Here is a 19,798-nt window from a genome sequence, read left to right as displayed (position 1 = left end):
CAGGGAGTGTCCATGTCTATTCAGAATGGTTTTGATTTTGCGGGGCTCGATCCCGCGGTGGAAGTGGAACGGGCCGTATCCGAGCTGCGCCATGGCCGGCCGGTCGTGCTCGCCGATGGTGCGCGGCGAATGGCGGTGCTGTCGCTCGATTGCGTCGCACCCGGTGTCTACGAACAGTTCGCCCATGCGACCGGGGACCGTCACAGCCTGCTGCTGACCGCACCCCGGGCCGCACGGCTGGGTCTTTCCGGCACGGGCGACATCTCCGTTCCGCTGAAGGGCGTCACCTTCGATCAGGCCTCGCGCCTCGCCTACCAGCTCGGCCAGGAGGCACCGGCGCTCTGGCAGCCGGCCGATCCGCTGGCGAGCCTTTCCACGGAGCTGGCCCGGCTGGCGCTCCTGCTGCCCGCGATGATCCATGCGGACGTGACGGAGACCGCCGGCCGCTTTGCGGCCTGCGCGGTGCTGGACAGGAGCAGGATTTCCGAATCCGCGCTCGCCCGGCAGCGGTTCGAGCTGGTGGTGCGCACGCCGGTGCCGCTCACCGGCCTTGGGCTGGCGGAATTTGCCGTCTTCCGCGGCGGTCTCTCGCAGAAGGACCAGGTGGCGATCATCGTCGGCGAACCGGACCTCAGCCGGCCGGTACCGATCCGCATCCACTCCTCCTGCATCACCGGCGATCTCTGTGGCTCGCTGAAATGCGATTGCGGCGACCAGCTGCGCAACGGGCTGAAGAGCCTGAAGCGGGCCGGCGGCGGCGTGCTGCTCTATCTCGACCAGGAAGGCCGCGGCACCGGCATCGGCGCCAAGATGCGGGCCTATGGCTACCAGCATCGCGGCCTCGACACGATCGATGCCGATGCGGAACTCGGGCTCGCCGAGGACCATCGTCGCTACGAGGCGGCCATCGCCATGCTGAACCTGCTCGGCATTCAAAGCGTCGCCGTCTATACGAACAACCCCACCAAGATCGCCGCTCTCCGGGGTGGCGGCATCCAGGTGGATACGCGCGAACCGGTCAAGGGCCGCGTCACGGCAGAGAATGCCAATTATTTGAAAACAAAGACGGTTCGGGCCGGGCACATGCTCGACCTCGACGAGCTCAGAACCGCCTCCGAAAGCTGGCTTGCACGCAGCCACGCCTGATCGACGCCCAACCCCAGGCGCACCTGAACCCGGATCGCTCCCCTGCATCCGGGTTTTTCTTTGCCCGCGTCCGGCTCGCTTGACGTCGAGCCGGGAAGGGTGAATAAAAGGCACGCATTCACCAGGGGTGTCCCGGCAAGGGGCTGAGATTCTGCTAGCGCGCGCAGTGACCCGTTGAACCTGATCCAGTTCATACTGGCGTAGGGACGGTGTCACGACGGGCTCATCCGGCCTTCAGATGTCTTCGACGGCATCCGGCTTTCAAGCCCGTCCATAACCCCGCCAATTCGCGCAATGACTGGGTCTCCAACCGAAAACCTTGGAGCCTCAACCATGACGATTGCCCAGAAACCTCTCCACCCCACCGTCACCACCGGGCCGCTTCCCGCCTCCCGCAAGATCCATGTGGCGGGCGAGATCCATCCGGATATCCGGGTGCCGATGCGCGAAATCGACCTGCATCCGACGGCGGGCGAACCGCCGCTTCGGGTCTATGATGCCTCCGGCGCCTATACCGATCCTTCCCACACCGTTTCCATCGAGAAGGGCCTGCCGCGGCTCCGCACCGCCTGGATCGAGGCGCGCGGCGATGTGGAAGCCTGCGCGGGCAGGGCGGTGCGCCCGGAAGATAACGGCCATGTCTCCGCCGAAAAGGCCGTGCCGGAATTTCCGGTGCGCCCCCGCATCCTCCGGGCGCGCGAGGGCAGGGCGGTGACCCAGCTCGCCTATGCGCGGGCGGGCATTATTACGCCTGAAATGGAATTCATCGCCATCCGGGAAAACCTGGGTCGCAGGGCGGCCACTGCGGCCCGCGCCCGGGACGGCGAAAGCTTCGGGGCGGAGATCCCCGATCACGTCACCCCGGAATTCGTGCGGGACGAGGTGGCGCGCGGGCGGGCGGTGATCCCCGCCAACATCAACCATCCGGAAGCCGAGCCGATGATCATCGGCCGGAACTTCCTGGTGAAGATCAATGCCAATATCGGCAATTCGGCGGTCACCTCCTCCATGGCGGAAGAGGTGGAGAAGATGGTCTGGGCCACCCGCTGGGGCGCCGATACGGTCATGGATCTCTCGACCGGCCGCAACATTCACAACATCCGGGAGTGGATCATCCGCAACGCGCCGGTGCCGATCGGCACGGTGCCGCTCTATCAGGCGCTGGAGAAGGTGGACGGCATTGCCGAGAACCTCACCTGGGACATCTATCGCGATACGCTGATCGAGCAGGCGGAGCAGGGGGTGGACTATTTCACCATCCATGCGGGCGTGCGCCTCGCCTATATCCCGCTGACCGTCGACCGGGTGACGGGCATCGTCTCGCGCGGTGGCTCGATCATGGCGAAGTGGTGCCTGCATCATCACAAGGAAAGCTTCCTTTATGAGCATTTCGAGGAGATCTGCGATATCTGCCGCGCCTATGACGTCTCCTTCTCGCTGGGCGACGGCCTTCGCCCGGGCTCGATTGCCGATGCCAACGACGCTGCGCAATTTGCCGAGCTGGAGACCCTTGGCGAACTGACGAAAATCGCCTGGTCCAAGGATTGCCAGGTGATCATCGAGGGTCCCGGCCATGTGCCCATGCACAAGATCCGCGAAAACATGGACAAGCAGCTGAAGACCTGCGGAGAAGCGCCTTTCTACACGCTCGGTCCGCTCACCACCGATATCGCGCCGGGTTACGATCACATCACCTCGGGCATCGGCGCGGCGATGATCGGCTGGTACGGCACGGCCATGCTCTGCTACGTCACGCCCAAGGAGCATCTCGGCCTGCCGGACCGCAACGACGTGAAGACGGGCGTGATCACCTACAAGATCGCGGCCCATGCGGCCGATCTCGCCAAGGGCCATCCGGCGGCACGGTTGCGCGACGATGCCTTGTCGCGGGCGCGGTTCGAGTTCCGCTGGGAAGACCAGTTCAACCTGTCGCTCGACCCGGAAACCGCCCGGGCCTTCCACGACGAGACCCTGCCGAAGGAGGCGCACAAGGTCGCCCATTTCTGCTCCATGTGCGGCCCGAAATTCTGCTCCATGCGGATATCCCACGATTTGCGCGCCGAGTCGCAGAAAGAGGGCATGGAGGCCATGGCGGCCCGCTTCCGGGCGGGTGGCGCGCTCTACATGCCCGTTGCTTCCCCGAAGACCGGACCGGAGGCCTGAGCGATGAAAATCCTGATCAGGGGGGCCGGCATAGCCGGCCTCGTCCTGGCCCATGAGCTGGCGGGAGCCGGCCACGCGGTCACGCTCGATGACCCGGCCCCCGAGGCCGGCTCCGGCGCCTCCCGCCACGCGGGCGGCATGCTGGCGCCCTTTTGCGAGGGGGAAAGCGCGCCGGACACGGTGGTGGAGCTGGGAGAACAGGCAGCGGACTGGTGGGACGCAACGCTTCCGGGAGAGGTTACCCGGCAGGGCACGCTGGTGGTGGCTCCGGCGCGGGATGCGGCGGAACTGCGCCGCTTCGCGGCCCGCACTCGTGGACACATCCCAGTGGATCCGGCAGCCATAGCGGCGCTCGAACCCCATCTCGCCGGCCGGTTTGCATCGGGCCTGTTCTTTGCCGGCGAGGCCCATCTCGATCCTCGCAAGGCGCTTCGGGCGCTTGCCGTGAAGATCGAAGGCATGGGCGTCCGGCTTCGCTTCGGCGGCAGCGGTGCCGTCGGCGAGGCCGATGCGGTGGTCGATTGCACCGGCGCGGCCGCCCTTGGCGAACGGCCCGGGCTCAGGGGCGTGAGGGGCGAAATGCTGATCCTCGAAACCTCGGAGATCGCGCTGTCCCGCCCCGTGCGGCTCCTGCACCCCCGCATTCCGCTTTACGTGGTCCCACGGGAGGGCGGGCGCTTCATGGTGGGGGCCACCATGATCGAAAGCGCCGATGACGGGCCGGTGAGCGTGCGCTCGACGATGGAACTGCTGAACGCCGCCTATGCGCTGCATCCGGCTTTCGGCGAGGCGCGGATCGTGGAGACGGCCACCGGTATCCGCCCCGCCTATGCGGACAACCTGCCCCGCTTCGCGAAGCTGGCCGACAGGCATTTCAGCCTGAACGGCTTCTACCGCCACGGCTTCCTGCTCGCCCCGGCGCTGGCGCGGGCAGCGGTGCGCGAGATCGGAGCGGCAGGATGAACCTCGTCGTCAACGGAGAAGACTGGAACGGCCCGGCGGACACGCTGGCCGGGCTGCTCGCGGCCCTCGATCACGAGGGCGAATGGCTGGCCACCGCCGTCAATGGCGAACTCGTCCACCGGGAGGAGCGGCCGGAATTCCGGCTGAAGGACGGTGACCGGATTGAAATTCTCACGCCCATGCAGGGAGGCTGACCCATGCTGACACTCTACGGAACGACCATGGAGAGCCGCCTGCTGCTCGGTACGGCGCGCTATCCCTCGCCCGACATCCTGCAACAGGCGATCCGCTCGGCCGCCTGCGGGATCGTGACGGTTTCGCTGCGGCGGGAAATGGCGGGCGGCCGGGCGGGCAGCGGCTTTTTCTCGCTGATCCGCGATCTCGGCCTGACGGTGCTGCCAAATACCGCCGGCTGCCACACGGCCGCCGAGGCGGTGCTGACGGCCCGCATGGCGCGGGAGGTCTTCGGCACCGACTGGATCAAGCTGGAGGTGATCGGCCATCACGATACGCTCCAGCCGGATGTCTTCGCGCTGGTGGAGGCGGCCCGCATTCTCGCTGCCGACGGCTTCAAGGTCTTCCCCTATACCACGGAGGACCTCGGCGTTGCCGAGCGTCTGCTCGAGGCGGGATGCGAGGTGCTGATGCCCTGGTGCGCGCCGATCGGCTCGGCCATGGGACCGGTGAATATCGGCGCGCTGCGGAGCTTCCGCGCCCATTTCCCCGATGTGCCGCTGATCGTCGATGCGGGTCTTGGCCGTCCGTCCCATGCGGCGGCGGTGATGGAACTGGGCTTCGATGCGGTGTTGCTGAACACGGCGGTGGCCGGGGCCGGCGATCCCGTCCGCATGGCGGAAGCCTTTGCGGCTGCGGTCGAGGCGGGGCGCAAGGCTTTCCTCGCCGGACCGCTGGAGCCGCGCGACATGGCGGTTCCCTCGACGCCGGTCATCGGCAAGGCGGTGTTCTCATGAGGCTCGATCCTTTTTACCTCATCGTCGACAGCGCCAGCTGGATCGAACGGCTCGTGCCGCTCGGCGTCAGGCTGGTGCAGTTGCGGATGAAGAACGGCACGGACGACCACTACCGCCGCGAAATCGGCCGGGCGAGAGCTGTCTGCGACCGGCATGGCTGCCAGTTGATCGTCAATGATTACTGGCGGCTCGCCATCCGCGAGGGCTGCGATTTCGTGCATCTCGGACAGGAAGATCTGGCCGGGGCCGATCTCGGGGCGATCCGCAGGGCGGGCCTCTGCCTCGGGCTTTCCACCCATGACGACCACGAGCTGGAGACGGCGCTTGCCGCTGCCCCTGATTACATCGCCCTCGGCCCCGTCTGGCCAACCATCCTGAAGGCCATGCCCTGGGCACCGCAGACGCCGGAAAAGCTGCCGGTCTGGAAAGCGCGGATCGGGGCCGTGCCGCTGGTGGCCATCGGCGGGCTGACCCCGGAACGGGCGGTGATCGTGCTCGAAAAGGGGGCGGACAGCGCCGCCGTGGTCACCGACATCACCCTCAATCCCGATCCCCAAGCGCGCACGCGGGCATGGCTGGAGGCCACCGCGCCATGGCGCTAGAGCCCGTCGTTCTTGTCGTCGCGGGATCGGATTCCTCGGGCGGCGCCGGCATCGTTCAGGATATGCGCACGCTTGCGGCGCATGGCGTGCGGGCCGCCCTGGCGGCTACGGCCGTGACGGCCCAGACCCATGGGGCCGTCACCGCCATCCAGACCCTGCCGCCTGCGCTGGTGGCGGAGCAGATGCGTACCGCCTTCGCCGTTCATGAGATCCGCGCGGTAAAGATCGGCATGCTCGCGCTGCCGGATATCGCCGAGTCGGTGGCGGCGGTCCTCGCCGGTCATCCCGCCTGTCCGGTCGTGCTCGATCCCGTCCTCGCGGCCAGTGCCGGGCGAAGCCTGCTAATGGCGGCCGATCCGGGCGCGGCCCTCGCCCCCCTCCTCGCAATGGCGACGCTGGTAACCCCCAACCGGCCCGAACTCGCCCTGCTGGATCGAAGCCCGGAAGCGGGCTGCGAGGCGGATGCGGTGGCTCAGGCCGTGCGGCTGCTCGATCGCGGCCCCCGGGCCGTGCTGGTCAAGGGTGGCCATGCCGAGGGTGCGATGGCGGATGATCTGCTGGTCATGCCGCCTCGCGCCCTCCAGCGCTTTTCCGCCCCCCGGGCGGCGCTGACCCTGCGCGGAACCGGCTGTATCCTGTCTTCGGCCATTGCCGCTCGGCTGGCCCTGGGCGAACCGCTGGCTGAGAGCATCGCAGCCGCCAAGGTGCATGTGACCGAACGGCTTCTGAGCGAAGGCTTGCCCCTGGCCGAACCGACTAACGGTCGATGAACTGGACGCCCAGTTCGGAGAGCTTGCGCCAGCGGACCAGGCACCGACGCTCCTCTCCGTTGGCAAAGCGAAGGTCGAATTCGTCGGGCACGCGGGCCGGTGTTCCCAGCGACAGCTTGAGCCCGTTTGCGGACAGGTTCCGGACCGTGCAATCGAGAATGCTCGACCGGTTGTTGAACACGATCCGGGCCCCCTTCAGGGCCTTTATTCTTTCATCGGAGCGGCGATCTGCTTCGGTATTCCCCATGGCAACCTCAATCCGTTCGTCAAACAAATCGATTTCAGAAACAGCTTTGCGTTTAATACGGAGATTCTTATATGAAAGACCTCTTAACCTAGAGTAAATAGACTGGGGCACCGAGGCTGGCAAGGCTTTTCAAAACATGCTTTCATTCTTACTTAATGGGAGACTGGGATAAAGATTTCAACATTGACCTGAAACGGAACCATCTCATGCCTTTCTTGCGGTCGTTACGGCGACTTGCCCGCGATACGGCAGGCAACTTCGCCACGTCGACAACGATCATCCTCTTGCCGCTGTTGATGGTGATCGGACTTGCCATGGATTACAACGACGCCAGCAACGGGCGGCAAATGCTCCAGGCGGACATGGATGTGGCTGCGCTGAGCGGGGCGAAAATCCTGTCTTCCGGCTCCGCGACCAAAGGCATCGAGACCGCGCAGGCAACGCTGGTCTCGCTGGCGAGCGGGAACCCGTCCTATCGTCTGGAAAAATACTCCGTTGCCATCGACGAGTCCGGTACCGGGTTGAGCCTCGATGCCACCGCGCAGGTCACGCCCGCCTTCCTGTCCATGTTCGGGGCCGATCCGTTCGTGATCACCCTCACGTCCCGGGTTGGTTCTTCCACCGTCCCTTCCGGATATGTGGATGTGAACATCGTGATGGACAAGACCATGTCCATGCTGGTGGCGGCCACCCGGGCGGATGCGCTGAAAATGGACCAGATGATGGTTCCGCCCAGTGAACTTTGGGGTGGTTCGCCCACCAGTTGCGCCTTTGCCTGCCACAAGAACGGCGTGGCTGGCGGCGGCGGCGTGTGGAACGGCACCACCTACGAGAACCGCTACGATTTCGCCCGCGCGGCGGGGGTGAGGCTGCGCGCCGATGTGCAGGCGGAAGCCGTCGCATCGGTTCTGGATCTGCTGGACCAGCAGGATCCCGCGCACGAACGGATCCGGGTCAACCTGTTCACCCTGGGATCGGATGCCGATCCGTACGCGCTCATCGCCCAGGTTCGCTACGGGGACCAGCAGGGGGACGCCCTTGACGATGTGCCGCCCTACCGGACGGCGGACGGCATCCGCCAGGTCCTTGGCCCGACATTCGACCTATCCGCGGTCCGTACCGCGCTGGCGACAAATCCCGAACTCGCGGTCGGAAAGGGCTATACGACCAGCGATTTCCGCTCGCTGAAAGACCTTGCCCCGATGGTGAACCGCGCCGGCGACGGCAAATCCGCCTCGCAGCCGAAGCAGCTCGTCATCCTGATCACGGATGGCGTTCAGTCCTCTGAAACCTGGGTGTTCGGGGGCGGGCAGTTCATCACGCCGCTGAACCCGCTCTGGTGCCAGCCGTTGAAGGATCGCGGCGCCACCGTGGCGGTGCTCTACACGCAATATTCGCCCATGCCGGGCAACGTCGCCTATGATTCCAGTATCGGAAATCCGCTCTCCCTCGGTGCTTTTCAGCAATATTGGGAGGGCGTGCTTCCCTCGCCGCCGAATATGAAGGGGATCGATTTCCTGCCCGGCGCCCTGTCGAAATGCGCGTCGTCACCCGATTTCTTCCTGGCCGCAACCATGCCCACCGAGATCGTCAAGGGGCTTACGGATCTCGCCAGCAAAGGTCTGGACGTGGCAAATGGCGGCCTGAGATTCACGAATTAGGGCATGTCACGGAACGGTGTAACCACGCGTTTCCATTTCGGCAAACAGGTGTTTGCCGGACAAGAAAAAGCTGCCGGCAGGGGTGACCCTGCGGCAGCGAGGTGGCCCAGATGGGCCGGGGAAGGGAGTTCCCAGAACCGCCGGACATTCGCGCCCGGCGGGATCTTGCATCACAGGTCCTTGGCGAGCCGCAGACCGTCATAGATCGCCGCATGCGTGTTTCGGGCGGCAACCGCATCGCCGATGCGGAAAAGCTGGAAGCGGCCGTCCGGGTTGCGGGTCTCGACCTGCGGCTTGCCGTCGATCAGGTCGTTGTAGTTGACGGCACCCAGATTGCTCGAAAGCGGCTTGAGCTCGAAATACAGCTCGTCCATCGGCACCGTGCCGTGGTTCACGACGATCTGGTCGAAGGATTGCTGCTTGGAGACGCCGCCGTAATCGCTGCCGATGGTGGCGAGCAGCTCGTTGCCGCGCTTCTCGACCGATTCCAGCCGGTACGTTACGGTGAAGACGGTGTTGAGCTTCTGCAGCGACCGCATGTAGGGCACGAGGTTCATGGCCATGACCTCCGGCGCGAAAGAGCGGTCCGGCGTCATGATTTCCACCTTGGCGCCGCTCTGGGCAATGACTTCCGCCGCCTGCAGCGCAGCCGGATCGCCGGCATCGTCATAAACCAGCACATTGGTGCCCGGCTTCACGTCGCCGGCAATGATATCCCACGAGGAGACGACGAGATCGTTGCCGGCCGACAGCACCTCCGTATGCGGCAGGCCGCCGGTGGCGATGATGACCACATCGGGGTTCTCGGCCTGGATGCTGTCCGCATCCGCCCAAGTGTTGAAGCGGAAGGTCACGCCCAGCTTCTCGCACTGGGCCATGCGCCAGTCGATGATCGAGATCATTTCCTTGCGGCGCGGGCTCTGCGCGGTGAGGCGGATCTGGCCGCCCGGCTTGTCCTGCGCCTCGAAAACGATCACCTCATGGCCGCGCTCGGCAGAGACGCGGGCCGCTTCGAGACCGGCAGGGCCGGCGCCGACGATCACCACCTTGCGAGGCTTTTCCGCCTTCGGAATGCGGTGCGGCATGGTGGTCTCGCGGCCCGTCGCCGCATTGTGGATGCAGAAGGCGAGGCCGCCCTGATAGATGCGGTCGAGACAGTAGTTCGCGCCGACGCAGGGGCGGATGTCCTCCTCCCGCTTTTCCATGATCTTGCGCACGATATGCGGGTCGGTCATGTGCGCACGGGTCATGCCGATCATGTCTACCTTGCCCGACGCAATGGCGTGACGGGCGGTCGCCACATCGGGGATGCGGGCGGCGTGGAAGGTGGGAAAATTCGTCGCGGCGCGGATTTCGCCGGCGAGGTCGAGATGCGGCGCGCTCGCCATGCCCTGGATCGGGATCAGGTCGGTGAGGCCCGGGTCCGTGTCGATATGGCCGCGCACCACGTTGAGATAGTCGATCAGGCCGCTTTCCTTGAGCCGCTTCGAGATTTCGATGCCCTCGGCATGGTCGGTGCCGCCGGGCAGGCGCTCGTCGGCCGTGTAGCGCAGGCCGAGGATGAAATCATTGCCGACCCGCTTGCGGATCGCGCCCAGGACGTCGAAGGCAAAGCGCATGCGGTTGTCCAGCGAGCCGCCATAGGGGCCGTCCAGCTCGTTGGTCAGCGGCGAGATGAATTGGTCGATCAGGTGGCCATAGGCTTCGAGTTCCACGCCATCCATGCCGCCCGCCTTCATGCGTTCGGCGGCATCGGCGAAGTCTTTGATGATGCGCTCGATATCCCAGTCCTCGATCTTCTTCGGGAAGGCGCGGTGGGCTGCTTCGCGATGATGGGAAGGGGCAACGACCGGCAGCCAGTCGCCCTTGTCCCAGCGGGTGCGGCGGCCGAGATGGGTGAGCTGGATCATGATCGCCGCGCCCTCTTCGTGCACCGCATCGGTCATGCGCTTCACATAGGGAACGATCTCGTCCTTGTAGGCCAGCAGGTTGTTGAAGACCGGCGGGCTGTCCTTGGAAACGGCGGCGGAACCGGCCGTCATGGTCATGGCGACGCCGCCTTTCGCCCGCTCCACCGTATAATGCAGATACCGGTCCTTCGGCATGCCGTCTTCCGGATAGGCCGGCTCGTGCGAGGTCACGATGATGCGGTTGCGGAGCGTCAGATGCTTCAGCTGGAAGGGCTGGAGAAGCGGATCGTTGGACATGGCGGCGGCTCTCGTCAGGTTGATGGTGCCATTTACCGAGAAATGTACACTACTGTCAATATTGAAAACAACGCTGTACATTTTTATTGCAGGTCGTTCCTGCCTCGGCTAGGCTTGGATGGATTGAACTTGCCGGAGAGTGTCATGAAAACCGCCTATCCGCATCTCTTCTCGCCGCTGCAGGTCGGGTCCCGCACCCTGAGGAACCGCATCGTGTTCGGCGCCCATACCGCCAACATGGCGGCCAATGGACTGCCGACCGAACAGCACGTGGCCTATTACGAGGAGCGCGCGATCGGCGGGGCGGCGATGATCGTGGTCGAGCCCATGCCGGTTCATGCAGCGGCGGTGCTGACGCGCGGCAATTTCCGCCATTCGGACGACAGCGTGATCCCGCATTTCCGCAAGGTGACGGAGGCGATCCAGCGCCATGGCGCGGTGGCGATCCAGCAGCTCTATCACGTGGGCGCACACGGGGATTCCGATCTCTCCTTCCACCCGCACTGGTCGCCCTCCGGTCTGCCGAGCTACCACGACAGCGACGGGTCCCATGCTATGACGGAAGCGGAAATCCTCGAAACCATCGACGGTTTCGTGGAGGCCGCGCGGCGCTGCCGCGAGGCGGGTTTCGACGGGGTGGAGGTCTGGGCCGCCTATCTCGGCATGGTCGACCAGTTCTGGACGCCCTGGAGCAACCGGCGCGAGGACCGCTGGGGCGGCAGCCTCGAAAACCGCACGCGGATGTCGCGGGAGATCCTGCGGCGCATCCGCGAAACCTGCGGGCCGGATTTCATCATCGGCCTTTCGGTCAGCGACGATCCCACCAATGCCGTCAACCTCCAGAAAGAGGAGCTGGCGGAGATCGTCGCCCTGCATGACCGGGAAAAGCTCTTCGATTACGTCACCTGCGGTTCGGGCGGCTATCTCGATTTCTACCGGCTGATGCCGACCTTCCTCTTCCCGGAAAAGCTCGGCGCCGATCTGGCGGCCACGCTGAAGCGGGTGGTGAAGAACGCGGTCGTGACCGCCGAAAGCCATATCCGCACGCCCGAAAATGCCGAGACGGTGCTGGGGGAAGGGGCCTCCGATCTGGTCTCCATCGTGCGCGGGCAGATTGCCGATCCGCATCTTGCCAACAAGGCGCGGGAGGGCCGGGCAGGCGACATTCGCGGCTGCATTTCCTGCAACCAGATGTGCTGGGGCCGGCGCTCGCGCGACTACTGGATCAGCTGCCTGATCAACCCGTCCGCCGGGCGGGAATATCTCTGGGGCGGCGACCGGTTCACGGCGGCGCCCGAAAGAAAGCGCGTGCTCGTGGTTGGCGGGGGGCCGGCCGGTCTCGAGGCTACGCGCGTGGCTGCCGAGCGCGGGCATGACGTGATCCTGGCGGAAGCGTCGAGCCGCCTCGGTGGCCAGTTCCTGCTGGCCGGTCACCAGCCGCGCCGGGCGCAGATCCTCGATCTCATCCAGTGGTATGAGGGCCAGCTTGAGAAGCTGGGGGTAGAGCTCCGGCTGAACACCTATATGGAGGCGGACGAGGTGGAGGCCGTCGGCGCGGATGCGGTGGTTCTCGCCACCGGTTCGCTGTCCCCGGCCACCGGTTTCCAGAAGGCGCTGCCCGGGGTGGAGATGCTGCCCGGCATCGAAAAGGGCGGCGTTCATGCGGTGGAGGAGGTGCTGTCGCGGCAGGTGAAGCCCGGACGGCAGGTGATCCTGTTCGACGAAGCGGGCGGCTGGCGCGGCGGCGGCACGGCCTGGAAGCTGGCCGAGGAAGGCCATCAGGTCACGCTCGTCACCCCCGATGCCATGGTCGGCAAGGAGCTGGTGCGCACGGCCGCCGATGCGCCGTTGCGCAAGATTCTCGGCAAGCTTGGCGTTGTCTCGGAAACGGAGAAGACGCTGCTGGAGTGGCATGGCAATGGCGTCACGCTCGTCGACCACAATACCGGCGAGGAACGTTTCCTTGCCGGCGACACGCTGGTGCTGGCGACCACCAACATGGCTTTCGATCCCCTTTCGGAGGATCTGGCTGCCCGTGGCATCGCCTTCCGGCTGATCGGGGATTGCGCCGCGCCACGGCAGGCCCCCTATGCCTTCTACGAGGGCCGCAAGGCCGGGCTGGAGCTATGACCATGCCCGATACGACGGTCAGCCTTTCCCCGGACGAGGCCCATGGGCTGGCATTCGGGGCCTTGCGCGGAGCGGGCGCGGATGAACCGAGTGCCCGGTCGCTGGCATCCGCCACCGTGGCGGCCCATCTGGCGCGCCGGCCGGAAGTAGGCTTTGCCCATCTGCGCGATTATCTCTCGGCCTACCGGGAAGGGCGCATCCACCGCAGGCCGCGCCCTGCGCTCGAAAGGCCCTTTCCCGCTTTTCTGGACTGCGATGCGGATGGCGGCATCGCCCAGCTCGGCTTCGATCTTTTTTCCGGCACCCTCGCAGAGGCGGCCCGAACATTCGGCATTGCCATCCTTACCCAGCGCAACAGCTTTACCACGGGCGAGCTTGGCTATTATGCCCGCCGTCTGGCGGCGGAAGGGCTGATCGCTCTCGCCTTCACCAATGCCAATGCCTTCGTGGCCCCGGCGCCCGGCCTTCCCCGGCTTTATTCCACCAATCCGCTGGCCTTTGCCTATCCGCTGGGCCGGGACCGTCCGCCCCTCCTGATCGACCAGTCGAGCGCCTCCACGGCCTTCGTCAACCTCTCCGCCGCCGCGGAAAAGGGCGAGCCGCTTGCGGAAGGCATGGCGGTCGATGCGGAAGGCCGCCTGACGCTCGATCCGCTTCAGGCGCTGAAAGGCGCGCTCCTGCCCTTCGGCGGAAGAAAGGGGGCGAATATCGCCCTGATGGTGGAGATGATGGCGGCCGGTCTCGCCGGCGGCTTCTGGTCCGCCGACATGCCGGATTTCCAGTCGGGCAGCCGCACGCTCGATGCCAGCCTGACCGTCATCGCCATCCATCCGGGGGCGGGGCCGGAGGACGTCCAGGCGCGGGGCGCAGCCTTCATCGACCGTCTTCAGGCCGCCGGCGTCCATGTGCCGGGCCTTGGCCGCACCGGCGAGACCGACCGGATCGTGATCGACTGCCCGCTGCATGCCGAGATCGTTTCCTACCTGTCCGTTGCCGGCTGAGCGGCCGCCTTTTCCCAACCTCTTGAAACAAAATTGTTTTTCCGGGGCCTGCACAAGGGTGCGGGCTTCATTTTCCCCTGTTCGAAATTGCCACTTGACAAAAGTTTAAACCTCAATGAATTTCTTAACTCGCGAGTAAAGAAATCGAAAAATCGGGAACGCTCGCAACCGGCATGCCCCGGCGGTCTTTTGGCCGCCGCGTCAGGGAACGTGCTGCAAACAAGGAGGCATTCAATGCTGCAGGAACGCATTGAAGGAAAGTGGCTTGCCGCTTTCCGACGGGTCTTTGCGCTCAACGGGATCGTCAAGGGCACCCGGGTCGCGATCATTTCCGAGACGCAGTCGCGTCCGGTTCTCATCCAGCTTTCGGAACTGGCGGCCTATGATCTCGGGGCGGACTTCCTGATGATCCAGATGCCGACGCCGCCACAGACGGCTCCCGTCCCGGTCAAGTCCACGGGGACATCCTGGGCGATTGCGGGCAATCGCGCGGTGATCGAGGCGCTGAAGCGGGTCGAGGTCGTGGTGGATTGCACGGTCGAAGGCCTCATCCATGCGCCGGAATGGCCGGAGATCGAGGAGGCCGGCACCCGGCTTCTCGTGATCACCAACGAACATCCCGAAATCCTCGAGCGCACCGAACCCAAGGCCGAGGATGCGGAGCGGGTGCGGATCGGCATCCAGATGCTGAAGGAAGCGCGCGAGATGCGCGTCACCTCCGCCGCCGGCACGGATCTGGTCATCGATCTCACCGATGCGCCCTGCGGGGGCACGCCGGGCTTCGGCACCCATCCGGGCGCGGTCGCCCACTGGCCGGGCGGCCTCTGCCTCGCCTTCCCGGGCAAGAATTCGGTCAATGGCCGCATCGTCATGGATGTCGGCGACATGAACCTGACCTTCAAGACCTATCTGACCAGCCGCATCGACTTCACGGTCGAGAACGATTTCGTCACCGAAATCAAGGGTGACGGCATCGATGCCCTGCACTTCCGCGAATATATGGAAGCCTGGGAAGACCGGAACGCCTATGGCATCAGCCATGTGGGCTGGGGCGTCAATCCCGGTGCGCGCTGGGTCTCGGCGGCCATGTATGACAAGCGCGACATGCAGGCGGTGGAGTTCCGGGCACTCGCCGGGTCCTTCCTGTGGTCCACGGGCGCCAACCAGTATGCCGGGCGCTACACGCTCGGCCATTTCGACCTGCCGATGCGCAACTGCACCATCGCGCTCGACGGCCGCATCGTCGTGAAGAACGGCGTGCTGCAGGGCGACCTCTCCCTTTGATCTTCAGCCAGATACGGAACGCAGCCATGAGCGACATCGAGGACTATTACGATCTTTCCCGCATCCGCCCGGTCGTGGCGGAGAAGCTGCGGCGCATCAACGAACTCGGCCGCGAGCGCTTCGCGCCGCGCTCTGCCGCCATCGACATCGACGCCTCCTTCCCGGTCGAAAACTACAGGGATCTCGCCGACGAGGGCTTTCTCGGCCTCTCGATTCCGGAGGAATTCGGCGGCTGGGGCTTCTCCATGTTCGAATATGCGATGATCGGCGCGGAGATCGGCAAATATTGCGGCGCGACCGCGCTCACCTTCAACATGCACAATTCCTCCATGGCCTGGTCGCGCTTCATGTTCGACATGCCGAACCTGACGCCGGAGGAAAAGGCGGCGTTCGCCCCCTTGCGCGAACGGCAGTTCCGCCGGGCCATGGCCGAGCGGGCGATCTATTCCCAGCCGATTTCCGAAGGCGGGCAGAACTGGACCTCGAAGCCCAACCAGACCCAGTGCCGCAAGGTGGACGGGGGCTGGAAGATCGACGGCTTCAAGAAATTCGCGTCGCTTGCCGGCTATTGCGACTATTACACCATCGTCTGCACGGAAGTGTTCGAAGGGCAGGAACCGCGCCACCAGGACACGATGCTGTTCGTCGTCCACAAGGATACGCCCGGCCTTTCCGTCAAGGGCGAGTGGGATCCGCTCGGGATGCGCGGCACCAACAGCCGCGATCTCATCCTGAAGGATGTCTTCGTCACCGAAGAGGACTTGCTGATGCCGGCCGGCATCTTCGGCAAGACGCTGCCGAACTGGCCGCACATGATGGCCACGCTTTCGCCCACCTATATGGGCGTGGCGCAAGGCGCCTTCGATTTCACCGTGGATTATCTGAAGGGCAAGGTGCCCGGCCAGCCGCCCATCGACCGGCGCATGTTCGCCACCAAGCGCATCACGGTCGGCAAGATGTATGCCCGGCTCGCCAACATGCGGGCGCTCTGGTGGCAGGCCTTCAGCGAATCCAAGGGCTTCCCCACCAAGGGCGAGGTCATGCGCATGTATGCCGCGCAGTACAACATCATGGAAGGCGTGCAGGAAATTGCAGCCCTCGCCATTCGCACCTGCGGCGGCCAGTCCATGCTGAAATCCATGCCGCTGGAACGGATGTATCGCGACAGCCGCTGCGGCGCGCTGATGCTGCCCTACACATCGGAGATCATGGAGGATTATCTCTCCGTCCTCTCCCTCTACGACATGGACGAGATCGACACCGCGCCGGGCGACGAGGGCGGCGCCCGCAACTCGCTGTGGCGGGGCGAGTCCGGTTCGCTGAAGGGATTGCGCTGAGCCATGGCGGAGGAGCGCGTCGAGGTCATCGGGCATGTCGCGGCGGAGCCGGAGGCGATCTGGGCCGTGGTCGGCGATTTTGCCGGGCACTGGCATCCGCTGATCGACGAGATGCGGGCCGAGCGGAACGGGCGCGGTGCGCTGGTGCGCGCATTTCGCGCCGGTGGCGAGGAAACCCTCTACCGCGAGCAGCTGACCTACCGGTCCGACACCGACCGGGTGCTTGCCTATACCCATGTGGAGGGCATCCGGGGCGCCGAGGCCTATGAGGCGGAACTCCGGGTCGAACCCGCAACCGAAGGCGGCAGCCGCATCCTGTGGCAGGCCCGCATTGTCGCTGCTCCCGGCCGGGCGGAAGAGATCGCGGCGGGCACCAGGGCGATCTTCGAGATGGGCATTGCCGCGCTCGATCCCTTGCCGGCGTCCCCGGGCGCGGGGGCGGCGTCGCCCGACGGCGGCGATGCAACGCTCGAAACCGTGCTGATCAAGGGAAAGCCCGAGCTCGCGCTCACCGTCACGCCACCCAAATCCGGTCCGCTTCTCCTCTTTCTGCACGGCATCGGCGGGGGGCGAACCAACTGGCTCGCGCAGTTGCGGGCCGCCGGCCGCCACTGCCGGGCGGCAGCGCTCGACCTGCGCGGCTATGGCCATAGCGGCCTCGGCGACCACCCCTCGGCGATCGAGGACTATTGTGCCGATATCGACCGGGTGGCCGGTTCCCTCGGGGCGAACCGGCTGATCCTCTGCGGCCTTTCCTACGGCTCCTGGATTGCAACCTCCTATGCCATGCGCCATGCGGAAAGGCTCGACGGCCTCATCCTGGCCGGAGGCTGCACCGGCATGTCGGAAGCGGAACCGGCAGAGCGCGAGGCCTTCCGCCTGGCGCGCGAAGTGCCGCTCGACCAGGGCAAGACGCCCGCCGATTTTGCCCTCGGCGTGGTGAACGTGCTGGCCGGGCCCGATGCGGGGCCTGACCTGCGCGAGACGCTCCGGGCCTCCATGGCTGCCATTCCGGCCGCCACCTACCGGGATGCGCTCGGCTGCTTCACCCATCCGCCGGAGCGCTTCGATTTCTCGCGCCTTTCCATGCCCGTGCTGATGATGACCGGCGCATTCGACCGGCTGGCCTCGCCCGCCGAAATCCGGGGCGTCTCGCGCCGCATCCTCGCCGCCGCCGACCGGCCTTCGGTGCGTTTCGAAGTGATTGCCGGCGCTGGCCATGTCTGCAATCTGGAGCGGCCTGACGCCTTCAACCGGCTGCTGTCGGACTTCCTCAAGGAGGTGGTGCGATGAGCAGCCTCTCGAAGCGCGAGCAGAACCGCATCGAACGGGAAAGGCGCATCCTGAAGGCGGCGCTGCAGGTCTTTGCGGAGCGCGGCTTCACCGGGGCCTCCATGGACGAGATCGCCACGGTTGCCGGCATTTCGAAACCGACGCTCTACCAGTATTTCCCCTCGAAGGACGAGCTCTTCCTCGCCATCATGGCGGAGGAGCGGGACCATATGCTGGCCTCCTTCGATCCCTCCGGCGACACCCCGATGGTGGCCGAACTCTATGATTTCTCGTGGCATTATGCGGAGATCGTGCTCCGGCCGGACATGCTCTCGCTCGCCCGGCTGATCATTTCGGAATCCCAGCGCCTGCCCGATATCGGCCGGGTCTACCAGTCCTCCGGACCGGACCGGGTGCTGGCCGGCATGATGGACTATCTCCTGGGCCAGCGCGCGCGGGGCCGGCTGGCCTTCGAGGATGCGGAACTGGCCGCCGAAGACCTCTGGGGCCTCATTCTCTCCGCGCCCCGCAACAAGGTGTTGCACATTCCCGATGCCATGCCCGACCGGGCGACGGTCGAACGCTATATCCGCAACGGCCTCAGCGTGTTCCTGCGGGCCTATTCCACCCGCCCCGCAGACGATCTGGCCCTTCTTCAAACCCTTGCCCCACCACCACCCGCCGCAGAAACGGAATGACGATGACCCTGGATGAATTTCTAGCCAACCCCGACGGCCGCTTCGCAACCGTGGCGATGACCGACACCAATGGCCTGCTGCGCGGCCAGATGGTGTCTGCGCGCTCGCTGAAGGGCATTGCCCGAAACGGCATGGGCATGTCGCCCGTGACCTATGCTCTCGATCCGACCGATGTGGTGCTGACCATTCCCGGCGTTTCCGACGAGACGTCCGATTTCCACGACGATCCGCTCGTCATCGATCCCGGCACGGTGCGCCGCCTGCCCTGGTCGAGGCCCGGGCATGACCTGCTGGTGCTCTCGAACCATTCCGGCCCCACGGCCGAGCTTTGCCCGCGCACCCGCCTGTCGCAGGTGCTGTCGCGGGTGGGGGCCAGCGGCTTCGTGCCGAAATATGGCATGGAGCTGGAATATACGCTGTTCGACGAAACGCCGGAAAGCGCCCGCGACAAGGGCTACCGCAACCTGAAGACTGCGACGCTCCACAAGAGCCACGATCTCGTTCTCTATCAGGCCCAGCACGCGGAATGGTATGAGGCGGTGGCCGACATGTGCGAGCCGCTCGGCATCGACCTGGCCAAGATGCACGAGGAAATCGGCGGCGGCTTCCTGGAAGCCTGCATCGCCGCCGGAACCGGGCTGGAGCCCGCCGACCAGCTGGTGCTGCTCAAGAATTTCATCCGGGTGCTTGCCCAGCGCCAGGGGCGCTGCGTCACCTTCATGCCGCGCTGGTCGGAGGAGGCCGACAGCCAGTCGATCCACCTGCATGTCAGTCTCGTCGATCCTGCGGGCAAGCCGCTCTTCCACGATCCCGCCGGACGGAACGGCATGTCGGAAACCTTCCGCCACTTCATCGGCGGCCTGCAGCGCCACATCGGCGACATGACGCTGATCTTCCAGCCGACCGTCAATTCCTACCGCCGCTTCGCGCCGGGCACCTTCGCCCCGCCGGGGCTGACCTGGGGTTTCGAGAACCGCACCACCTGCTTCCGCGTCGTCGGGCATGATGCGGGCTCGCTCCGGGTGGAAAACCGCCTTCCGGGCGCGGATACCAATCCCTACCTCACGGCTGCCGCCACCATTGCGGCGGGCGTTGCCGGCATTCTCGACCGGATCGAGCCCGAGGAGGAAGTGATCGGCAACGGCTATGCCCGGGCACCGGCGGGTCCGGATTTCGCCCGCTCCATGCCGGAAGCGATCGAGCGGCTGCGCGCCTCTGCCTTCGCCCGGGACTGGCTGGGCGAGCGCTTCGTGGAGGCCTTTACGGCCAGCCGCGAAAGCCAGCACGACGAATTCCGCCGCCGGGTTCCCGATGTGGAACTTCAACGCTTCTTCGATCTGGGATAG

17 protein-coding genes and 1 riboswitch are annotated in these 19,798 nt (G+C 65.5%); of the genes, 15 read left to right on the top strand and 2 right to left on the bottom strand.

Features of this window, described 5'->3' with window-relative positions; all coding sequences use genetic code 11:
• Positions 1-12: 12 nt before the first annotated feature.
• The 7 genes from ribA (at position 13) to ACT54B_RS19200 (ending at position 6,615) form a co-directional block, all read left to right on the top strand.
• Positions 13-1,146 (top strand): GTP cyclohydrolase II RibA, encoded by a 1,134-nt coding sequence (gene ribA / locus ACT54B_RS19230; RefSeq protein ID WP_476047272.1) that lies wholly within the window; start codon positions 13-15, stop codon positions 1,144-1,146.
• A 113-nt stretch (positions 1,147-1,259) separates the two neighbouring features.
• Positions 1,260-1,371: riboswitch (TPP riboswitch) on the top strand.
• A 108-nt stretch (positions 1,372-1,479) separates the two neighbouring features.
• Positions 1,480-3,309 (top strand): phosphomethylpyrimidine synthase ThiC, encoded by a 1,830-nt coding sequence (thiC, locus tag ACT54B_RS19225; protein ID WP_476047270.1) that lies wholly within the window; start codon positions 1,480-1,482, stop codon positions 3,307-3,309.
• A 3-nt stretch (positions 3,310-3,312) separates the two neighbouring features.
• Positions 3,313-4,272 (top strand): glycine oxidase ThiO, encoded by a 960-nt coding sequence (gene thiO / locus ACT54B_RS19220; RefSeq protein WP_476047268.1) that lies wholly within the window; start codon positions 3,313-3,315, stop codon positions 4,270-4,272.
• Positions 4,269-4,466 (top strand): sulfur carrier protein ThiS, encoded by a 198-nt coding sequence (gene thiS / locus ACT54B_RS19215; protein WP_476047267.1) that lies wholly within the window; start codon positions 4,269-4,271, stop codon positions 4,464-4,466. Before thiO ends, thiS begins: the two co-directional genes overlap by 4 nt.
• Before the next feature lie 3 nt (positions 4,467-4,469).
• A complete protein-coding gene (locus ACT54B_RS19210; protein WP_476047266.1) occupies positions 4,470-5,243 on the top strand; it encodes a thiazole synthase in 774 nt (257 codons plus the stop codon).
• The gene (locus tag ACT54B_RS19205; RefSeq protein WP_476047264.1) at positions 5,240-5,845 is read left to right on the top strand and encodes a thiamine phosphate synthase; all 606 of its coding nucleotides are present in this window, start codon (positions 5,240-5,242) and stop codon (positions 5,843-5,845) included. Before ACT54B_RS19210 ends, ACT54B_RS19205 begins: the two co-directional genes overlap by 4 nt.
• Positions 5,836-6,615 (top strand): hydroxymethylpyrimidine/phosphomethylpyrimidine kinase, encoded by a 780-nt coding sequence (locus tag ACT54B_RS19200; protein WP_476047262.1) that lies wholly within the window; start codon positions 5,836-5,838, stop codon positions 6,613-6,615. Before ACT54B_RS19205 ends, ACT54B_RS19200 begins: the two co-directional genes overlap by 10 nt.
• Here the strand turns inward: ACT54B_RS19200 and ACT54B_RS19195 are convergent.
• Positions 6,602-6,862 (bottom strand): PilZ domain-containing protein, encoded by a 261-nt coding sequence (locus ACT54B_RS19195; protein WP_476047260.1) that lies wholly within the window; start codon positions 6,860-6,862, stop codon positions 6,602-6,604. The two genes, ACT54B_RS19200 and ACT54B_RS19195, sit on opposite strands and share 14 nt — an antisense overlap.
• A gap of 206 nt (positions 6,863-7,068) precedes the next feature.
• Between ACT54B_RS19195 and ACT54B_RS19190 the strand changes: the two genes are divergently transcribed.
• On the top strand, positions 7,069-8,523 hold the full coding sequence (locus ACT54B_RS19190) for a TadE/TadG family type IV pilus assembly protein (RefSeq protein WP_476047258.1): 1,455 nt from the start codon (positions 7,069-7,071) through the stop codon (positions 8,521-8,523).
• Positions 8,524-8,693: 170 nt separating this feature from the next.
• Here the strand turns inward: ACT54B_RS19190 and ACT54B_RS19185 are convergent, their stop codons facing one another.
• The gene (locus ACT54B_RS19185; protein WP_476047413.1) at positions 8,694-10,730 is read right to left on the bottom strand and encodes an oxidoreductase; all 2,037 of its coding nucleotides are present in this window, start codon (positions 10,728-10,730) and stop codon (positions 8,694-8,696) included.
• Between the two features lie 144 nt (positions 10,731-10,874).
• Here ACT54B_RS19185 and ACT54B_RS19180 point away from each other — a divergent pair, with 144 nt between their 5' ends.
• The 7 genes from ACT54B_RS19180 to ACT54B_RS19150 all read left to right on the top strand — a co-directional run bounded on the left by ACT54B_RS19180 (position 10,875) and on the right by ACT54B_RS19150 (position 19,798).
• Positions 10,875-12,860, top strand: coding sequence for an oxidoreductase (locus ACT54B_RS19180; protein ID WP_476047256.1), 1,986 nt, complete (start codon positions 10,875-10,877; stop codon positions 12,858-12,860).
• Between the two features lie 2 nt (positions 12,861-12,862).
• Positions 12,863-13,861: an Ldh family oxidoreductase gene (locus ACT54B_RS19175; RefSeq protein ID WP_476047254.1), complete on the top strand. Its 999-nt coding sequence runs from the start codon at positions 12,863-12,865 to the stop codon at positions 13,859-13,861.
• A 234-nt stretch (positions 13,862-14,095) separates the two neighbouring features.
• Entirely contained in the window at positions 14,096-15,145 is a 1,050-nt protein-coding gene (locus ACT54B_RS19170; RefSeq protein WP_476047252.1) for a 2,5-dihydroxypyridine 5,6-dioxygenase NicX family protein, read from the top strand.
• Between the two features lie 26 nt (positions 15,146-15,171).
• Entirely contained in the window at positions 15,172-16,482 is a 1,311-nt protein-coding gene (locus tag ACT54B_RS19165; protein WP_476047251.1) for an acyl-CoA dehydrogenase family protein, read from the top strand.
• Between the two features lie 3 nt (positions 16,483-16,485).
• Complete coding sequence (locus tag ACT54B_RS19160; protein ID WP_476047249.1) at positions 16,486-17,775, top strand: alpha/beta fold hydrolase; 1,290 nt, start codon at positions 16,486-16,488, stop codon at positions 17,773-17,775.
• Positions 17,772-18,452: a TetR/AcrR family transcriptional regulator gene (locus tag ACT54B_RS19155; protein ID WP_476047248.1), complete on the top strand. Its 681-nt coding sequence runs from the start codon at positions 17,772-17,774 to the stop codon at positions 18,450-18,452. Before ACT54B_RS19160 ends, ACT54B_RS19155 begins: the two co-directional genes overlap by 4 nt.
• A complete protein-coding gene (locus ACT54B_RS19150; RefSeq protein WP_476047246.1) occupies positions 18,449-19,798 on the top strand; it encodes a glutamine synthetase family protein in 1,350 nt (449 codons plus the stop codon). The genes ACT54B_RS19155 and ACT54B_RS19150 overlap by 4 nt, the downstream gene beginning before the upstream one ends.

The sequence above is a fragment of the Gellertiella sp. DMC107 genome (genome assembly GCF_056313605.1).
Note: the sequence above shows the minus strand (reverse complement) of the source record. Positions and strands in the feature narration are given on the sequence as shown.

What these genes read in the sequence shown, in the direction of transcription:
- ribA (WP_476047272.1), top strand. Translation starts at nt 13, where the DNA reads ATGTCTATTCAGAATGGTTTTGATTTTGCGGGGCTCGATCCCGCGGTG.
- thiO (WP_476047268.1), top strand. Translation starts at nt 3,313, where the DNA reads ATGAAAATCCTGATCAGGGGGGCCGGCATAGCCGGCCTCGTCCTGGCC.
- ACT54B_RS19155 (WP_476047248.1), top strand. Translation starts at nt 17,772, where the DNA reads ATGAGCAGCCTCTCGAAGCGCGAGCAGAACCGCATCGAACGGGAAAGG.
- ACT54B_RS19165 (WP_476047251.1), top strand. Translation starts at nt 15,172, where the DNA reads ATGAGCGACATCGAGGACTATTACGATCTTTCCCGCATCCGCCCGGTC.
- ACT54B_RS19150 (WP_476047246.1), top strand. Translation starts at nt 18,449, where the DNA reads ATGACGATGACCCTGGATGAATTTCTAGCCAACCCCGACGGCCGCTTC.
- ACT54B_RS19210 (WP_476047266.1), top strand. Translation starts at nt 4,470, where the DNA reads ATGCTGACACTCTACGGAACGACCATGGAGAGCCGCCTGCTGCTCGGT.
- ACT54B_RS19160 (WP_476047249.1), top strand. Translation starts at nt 16,486, where the DNA reads ATGGCGGAGGAGCGCGTCGAGGTCATCGGGCATGTCGCGGCGGAGCCG.
- thiC (WP_476047270.1), top strand. Translation starts at nt 1,480, where the DNA reads ATGACGATTGCCCAGAAACCTCTCCACCCCACCGTCACCACCGGGCCG.
- ACT54B_RS19200 (WP_476047262.1), top strand. Translation starts at nt 5,836, where the DNA reads ATGGCGCTAGAGCCCGTCGTTCTTGTCGTCGCGGGATCGGATTCCTCG.
- ACT54B_RS19185 (WP_476047413.1), bottom strand. Translation starts at nt 10,730, where the DNA reads ATGTCCAACGATCCGCTTCTCCAGCCCTTCCAGCTGAAGCATCTGACG.
- ACT54B_RS19205 (WP_476047264.1), top strand. Translation starts at nt 5,240, where the DNA reads ATGAGGCTCGATCCTTTTTACCTCATCGTCGACAGCGCCAGCTGGATC.
- ACT54B_RS19175 (WP_476047254.1), top strand. Translation starts at nt 12,863, where the DNA reads ATGCCCGATACGACGGTCAGCCTTTCCCCGGACGAGGCCCATGGGCTG.
- ACT54B_RS19195 (WP_476047260.1), bottom strand. Translation starts at nt 6,862, where the DNA reads ATGGGGAATACCGAAGCAGATCGCCGCTCCGATGAAAGAATAAAGGCC.
- ACT54B_RS19180 (WP_476047256.1), top strand. Translation starts at nt 10,875, where the DNA reads ATGAAAACCGCCTATCCGCATCTCTTCTCGCCGCTGCAGGTCGGGTCC.
- ACT54B_RS19190 (WP_476047258.1), top strand. Translation starts at nt 7,069, where the DNA reads ATGCCTTTCTTGCGGTCGTTACGGCGACTTGCCCGCGATACGGCAGGC.
- thiS (WP_476047267.1), top strand. Translation starts at nt 4,269, where the DNA reads ATGAACCTCGTCGTCAACGGAGAAGACTGGAACGGCCCGGCGGACACG.
- ACT54B_RS19170 (WP_476047252.1), top strand. Translation starts at nt 14,096, where the DNA reads ATGCTGCAGGAACGCATTGAAGGAAAGTGGCTTGCCGCTTTCCGACGG.